Here is a 6,005-nt window from a genome sequence, read left to right as displayed (position 1 = left end):
GATCGCTGTCATCGGCGCGGTAGTAGGTTTTGTAGGCTTGCGATGCCGCTTTGACTTGTTCAGGGGTGCCTGTCAGACCAATCATGTCTTCATGGAAATTATCAGTAAAGTCGCGCACGACTTCGACCGTGTCACGTTGCGGGTCGACTGAAATGAACACATTACCAAGGTCAATCCCTTGTTCTTCCAGTATATAAGCGGCTTGGGCGTTGCGCGCGCTATCAAGAGGGCAAACATCAGGGCAGAACGTGTAGCCAAAATAAACCAACGTGGGTTTGGTGATCACGTCCTTATCGGTGACGGTTTCGCCGGTTTCTGAAATCAGCGTGAACGGGCCACCAATGGCGCTGCCTGCGACGGCGGTTGCACCACAAGGATCAGGAACTGCGTTTGTCGATTGCCATACATAAAGTCCAAGCGCTGCAGCAACAGCAAGCGTTGTCGTTCCAAAGATCACGGCCTTCATCGGCGTCTCCTGTAGCGTTCATGGGTTTTGAAGAGCGGCTACATGATTTGCGGGATCGAGACAATCAGGATTGGGCACGGGCTGCTTCACGGTCCGAGATCACGTTTTGCGCCAGCTCTTGTGTGTAGCGTGCCAGATCATCCAACAAAGCATCGGCTTTTGCGGCGTCTTGTAATTCAATAGCATCCGCAATTGCACTGTGAAGACCGACGATCCGTTCACGTGATCGTGCGCTGAAGGTGATCATATTCATCAAAGGCTGCATCGCCTCCACGGCACCAGCTAGCTGATAGGACAACACAGGATTGCCCGCGGCATCAACCAAAGCGCGGTGGAACGCGACGTCGGATGCACAGAAGGCTTCATCCGTCAGGCCGGGTTGCGATTGGCGGTGTGCCTCGGCACGCATGGTTGCCAAATGATCAGCGGTGCGGCGTTGCGCAGACAGCGGCGCGCAGGCCCGTTCAAGCGCATATCGCGCTTCACAGGCGGTCGCGAAACTGACGTCATTCATCGATAATAGCAGCGTTGAGGTCGTGATTTGCTGACCGTACGCGTCTTCAAATTTCAGACGGTTCACAAACGCGCCACCGGTAGCACCGCGCTGCGTGCGGATCAGCGATTGCGCGCCCAATCTCTTGAGCGCCTCGCGCACTGTGGGGCGCGAAACCTCGAATTGTTCGGCCAGTTCCGCCTCTGATGGCAGGCGCTCGTCGACAAGCAAATCACCCGACATAATCGCGTCGCGGATCGCTTTTGCAATCTGGGCTGACAGGTCAGCAGGGTTCTTTGGATCAATTTTCATTTGTCAGACAATTAAACGTCTGACATATGATTGTGCAAGTGCTGAGTCGCAGCAGATACGCGTTTGGGAGGACGTTGATGTCGCAATTGATCCGATCTTCGCTTTGGCTTTCGTTCTTTGGGGCGATCCTGCTGGCTTGGTGGATGCTGTATATGATGGCAATTGACATGGATTTGGACCTACTGGGGCGGCCGGGTCCGATGGCTCAAGCGATGGCCGATATGAACCCGCGCATGCCGATGGATATGCCAATGGCGCGCTTTGGTCCGTTGTTTGCAATGTGGGCGGTGATGATGGCAGCGATGATGTTGCCGACGCTGGTGCCGACATTGACCACATACGAGCGCCTGATGATCAGCGCCGACGGCACGCGGGCAGGGTGGGCTGGTGTTTTGCTTGGCTATTTCATCGTTTGGGTTGGCTTTGCGGCTTTGATCGCTGGTGTGCAGTTGGCGCTGCTTTTTGGGGGCGTGATCAACATGCTGGGCGTGGCACCGCTTTGGATTTCTGCGATCTTGCTGATCGTCGTTGGCGCGTTCCAGTTCAGCCGCACCAAAGAAGTTTGCCACGGCGTTTGCCACGCACCGATGACTTATTTTTTAGGGCATTGGAAAACCGGTTTCGGTGGCGGTTTGCGGATGGGCCTTGGCTTGGGCGTATTTTGTGTGGGCTGTTGCTGGGGCTTTATGGCGCTAGGCTTCGTTGGCGGCGTGATGAGCCTTGCTTGGATGGGCCTTGCGACACTTTTGATGATATTTGAAAAACTGCCTGACGTCGGGCACCATGTAATCAAACCTACCGGCGTGATCCTGATCGCGGCGGGTATTGGGTTATTCTTCTTTTAGGAAAGGGACGACAGATGGCTGAAAAAACACGCGCACCTGCTGATCGGTTGCCAATATCACAGCGGATCGACCAGCGGATTGAAAGCAACCCGTTGCGCCGCAAAATGGAACCAACGGATTGGGCGATCAAAGGCGAATTGTTCTTGAACTGCTCTTGCACCGTGTTTTGCCCCTGCGTTGTCAGCCTTGGTGCGCACCCTCCGACAGAAGGGCACTGCCATGCTTGGATGGCGATTGCGATTGATGAAGGTCATTTCGAAGGCGAAGACCTGTCTGGTCTGAACGTCGGACTGCTTGTCGATATCCCTGGGCGTATGGCCGAAGGCAACTGGCGCGTCGCGGCTTATGTCGACGAGCGTTCCACCCAGAAAGCCTATAACGGTATTCTGAAAATCTTTAGCGGTGCCGCTGGCGGCACAACAGGATTGTTCACAATGCTGGTGTCCGAGATTATCGGCGCAGAGCGTGAAAAGGTCGAGATCGTACGCGATGGCACGAAGCGTGGCATCTACATCGGTCGCAAAATCCAAGGCGAGATTGAGATGATGAAGGGGGCCACGCCTGATCAGCCAGTTATGGTTAGCAATTCAAAATACTGGATGGGCCCTGATATTATCGCAGCCGCCGGAACACGCTCAAAGGTACGCGATTACGGCCGCGTTTGGGACTTTGGCGGCAAATCGGCAGAGATCTGCCCGATCGACTGGAAAGGCCCCAAGCCTTGATCACGCCGCTCTATTGTCAGACGATGGCGCGCTATAATGCGTGGCAGAACAATGGGGTGCGCGACATCGTTGCAAAAATGGACATCGCCGATCTGACAAAGGATCGCGGTGCCTTTTTTGGATCGATCATGGGTACGTTAAACCATTTGTTGTGGGGCGATATACGCTGGATGAGCCGTTTTGATGGCGGCGACAGCACTGATCTACCAATTGCAAAAAGCGATACGTTGACTGCGACCCCCGCAATTTGGGCGCAAGACCGTATCCAGATGGACGCGCGCATAACGCTTTGGGCGCAGAATGTTGACGCTGAAACGCTGAACGGTGACCTGCAATGGTTGCCCGTCGGTCAGGCGGGTGCAATGTCGACGCCAATGGGCCTTTGCGCGACACATCTTTTTAACCACCAAACGCATCATCGCGGACAAGTGCACGCGATGCTGACCGAGGCAGGCCAAACACCGCTTCCAACCGATCTTCCGTTTATGCCAGAGGATATATGATGGCTGTTATTGCACCTTCGCGCCGCATCCGGCGTACCCCCTTTACCGAAGGCGTCGAAGCCGCCGGTGTCAAAGGTTACACTGTCTATAATCATATGCTTTTGCCCACCGTGTTTCGCAGTGTGACCGAAGACTACCATCACCTGAAAAAGGCGGTACAGGTCTGGGATGTGGCCTGCGAACGGCAGATCGAATTGCGCGGCCCTGATGCGGCGCGTTTGATGCAAATGCTAACCCCACGCGACTTGCGTGGGATGCTGCCGGGGCAGTGCTATTACGTGCCGATCGTTGATGAAACGGGGGGTATGCTGAATGATCCCGTGGCGTTAAAGCTGACCGAGGATCGCTGGTGGATTTCGATTGCGGACAGTGATTTACTGTTTTGGGTCAAGGCGTTGGCTTATGGATACCGCTTGGATGTACTGGTGGACGAGCCGGATATTTCACCTCTTGCGGTCCAGGGTCCGCTGGCGGATGACCTGATGGCACATGTGTTTGGCGATGCGGTACGATCCATCAAGTTCTTCCGGTTCGGCTGGTTTGATTTCCAGGGCGTCAGCATGGCTGTAGCGCGTTCAGGTTATTCCAAGCAGGGCGGCTTCGAGATCTATGTGGATGGCACCAAGAACGGAATGCCGCTTTGGAATGCGTTGATGGAGGCTGGCAAGAGCTTGGATGTTTACGCAGGTTGTCCCAATCTGATCGAACGGATTGAGGGCGGATTGCTATCTTACGGCAATGATATGACCCGTGAGAATACGCCGCATGAATGTGGATTGGGTCGGTTCTGTTCCACCCAAACGGCAATTGGTTGTGTTGGTCGTGACGCGTTGTTGCGAGTTGCCAAAGAAGGTCCGACGCAGCAAGTGCGTGCCATATCGATCGAGGGTGATATCCCTGTTTGTGATGCTGTGTGGCCTCTTATGGCCAAAGGCAAACGCATCGGGCAGATCACCTCTGCTGCGAAATCGCCGGATTACGATACCAATGTTGCTATTGGTATGGTGCGCATGACCCACTGGGATGAAGGCACCGCACTAGAGGTGCATACGCAGGACGGTCCGCGCGCTGCGACTGTGCATGAGAATTTCTGGATTTAGTGAATGATGCCCCCGACCGGAGCCTCCGGCGGGAGTTTTGAAGGCAAGATGATGGTGGAAGGACCACCAAGGAGAATATGATGTTTAAAGCACTCGTCGTTGAGAAGAATGAAGAAGGTAAGACCAGCGCGTCAGTTCAGGAGTTGTCACTGGATCAGTTGCCAGCGGGTGATGTGACCGTCGCTGTCGAATATTCGACAGTCAACTATAAAGACGGCCTTTGCATTGGTCCTGGCGGCGGTTTGGTCCGTAATTATCCCCATGTTCCCGGTATCGATATGGCCGGCACCGTAGAGGCGTCAGATGATCCACGCTATAAGGCGGGTGATAAAGTTGTCCTGACCGGCTGGCGTGTGGGTGAGGCATATTGGGGCGGGTATTCGCAAAAGGCGCGCGTCAAAGCGGATTGGCTTGTGCCACTGCCAGATGGCTTGGACACGCGTCAAGCAATGGCTGTTGGAACCGCTGGTTTTACAGCGATGTTGGCTGTTATGGCGCTGGAAGACCACGGCATCAAGGATGGTCCTGTTTTGGTCACTGGTGCGGCTGGCGGTGTTGGTTCGGTTGCGACTGCGATCCTATCTGCGCTTGGCCACGAGGTTGCTGCGGTTACAGGTCGTCCCGAGACAGCCGATTATCTTAAATCTCTTGGCGCGACCCAGATTGTTGCGCGCGAAGAGATCAACGAGACAACAAAGCGCCCGCTTGAAGCAGAAGCATGGGGCGGCTGCGTTGATGCAGTCGGCGGCGATATGCTGGCGCGGGTTTTGGGCCAGATGAAATATGGCGCGTCTGTTGCGGCGGTTGGTCTGGCTGGTGGTGCGGGCTTGCCTGCCACAGTTATTCCGTTCTTGTTGCGCGGTGTGAACCTGTTGGGGATCGACAGTGTGATGCAGCCTTATGACAACCGCGTGCGCGCATGGCAGCGCATCGCAAAGGACCTGCCGATGGACAAGCTCGAGGCGATGGTTCAGCCAGCGACCCTGTCCGACCTACCAGACCTAGGGCGCGGTATTTTGAAGGGCCAAGTAAAGGGCCGTATCGTGGTAGATCTGAACGCCTAGCAGAAACCTGTCGCAAATAGACAATGTTGGCCGCCGGACATGAAAGTTCGGCGGCCATTTTTATTATAGAAAGTTGCCATTTTTGCTGCACTGCAGCAGGTCGCCCAATGTCGCAAACGCGACATGATTGGCGTTTAACTGCTTTGCAATCCGACAAAAACGTGTACCCTGAATGCATAAAAAATAGCCAACGGGGACATTAAAATGGCACTAAAACCACCACTAATGGATTTACCGATCAAGACCGCTGTCAGCGGTTTTTATCGGGGATTCACCAAAGACGTTACCATCACCGCTAAGATACTGGTCGGCGCATTGATTATCTGGGCGGTCGCCTTTCCAGATACGGCGGCTTCTGTTTTGGGGTCAATCAACGGATTTATTTTGGCGACATTTAGCTATTGGTATGTATATGCCATGGCGCTTTTCGTCATCCTTTGCTTAGGTTCAGGACTCATAACCAGAATATGACGGTTGCAGCGAGGGCGATCGCTGAC

Annotated in this window: 8 protein-coding genes; 6 read left to right on the top strand and 2 right to left on the bottom strand. The window is 54.5% G+C overall.

Features of this window, described 5'->3' with window-relative positions:
- Positions 1-466 (bottom strand): SCO family protein (locus QZ197_RS14285; RefSeq protein WP_296432805.1); only part of this gene is annotated, 466 nt, incomplete at its 3' end.
- Between the two features lie 64 nt (positions 467-530).
- Positions 531-1,271 (bottom strand): FadR/GntR family transcriptional regulator, encoded by a 741-nt coding sequence (locus tag QZ197_RS14280; RefSeq protein ID WP_296432804.1) that lies wholly within the window; start codon positions 1,269-1,271, stop codon positions 531-533.
- A 77-nt stretch (positions 1,272-1,348) separates the two neighbouring features.
- Here QZ197_RS14280 and QZ197_RS14275 point away from each other — a divergent pair, with 77 nt between their 5' ends.
- The 6 genes from QZ197_RS14275 to QZ197_RS14250 all read left to right on the top strand — a co-directional run bounded on the left by QZ197_RS14275 (position 1,349) and on the right by QZ197_RS14250 (position 5,979).
- Positions 1,349-2,116: a DUF2182 domain-containing protein gene (locus tag QZ197_RS14275; protein WP_296432803.1), complete on the top strand. Its 768-nt coding sequence runs from the start codon at positions 1,349-1,351 to the stop codon at positions 2,114-2,116.
- A gap of 14 nt (positions 2,117-2,130) precedes the next feature.
- Positions 2,131-2,841 carry a DUF1326 domain-containing protein gene (locus tag QZ197_RS14270; protein ID WP_296432802.1) on the top strand — a complete coding sequence of 237 codons (711 nt, stop codon included), beginning with the start codon at positions 2,131-2,133 and terminating at the stop codon, positions 2,839-2,841.
- On the top strand, positions 2,838-3,344 hold the full coding sequence (locus QZ197_RS14265; protein WP_296432801.1) for a DinB family protein: 507 nt from the start codon (positions 2,838-2,840) through the stop codon (positions 3,342-3,344). Before QZ197_RS14270 ends, QZ197_RS14265 begins: the two co-directional genes overlap by 4 nt.
- On the top strand, positions 3,344-4,444 hold the full coding sequence (locus QZ197_RS14260) for a dimethylsulfoniopropionate demethylase (RefSeq protein WP_296432800.1): 1,101 nt from the start codon (positions 3,344-3,346) through the stop codon (positions 4,442-4,444). Before QZ197_RS14265 ends, QZ197_RS14260 begins: the two co-directional genes overlap by 1 nt.
- Positions 4,445-4,524: 80 nt before the next feature.
- Complete coding sequence (gene acuI / locus QZ197_RS14255; RefSeq protein ID WP_296432799.1) at positions 4,525-5,508, top strand: acryloyl-CoA reductase; 984 nt, start codon at positions 4,525-4,527, stop codon at positions 5,506-5,508.
- Between the two features lie 204 nt (positions 5,509-5,712).
- Positions 5,713-5,979, top strand: a complete 267-nt coding sequence (locus QZ197_RS14250; RefSeq protein WP_296432798.1) for a BCCT family transporter — start codon at positions 5,713-5,715, stop codon at positions 5,977-5,979.
- The last annotated feature ends 26 nt before the right edge of the window (positions 5,980-6,005 follow it).

This window comes from Yoonia sp. (genome assembly GCF_017854415.1).
Taxonomy (GTDB): Bacteria; Pseudomonadota; Alphaproteobacteria; order Rhodobacterales; family Rhodobacteraceae; genus Yoonia.
Note: the sequence above shows the minus strand (reverse complement) of the source record. Positions and strands in the feature narration are given on the sequence as shown.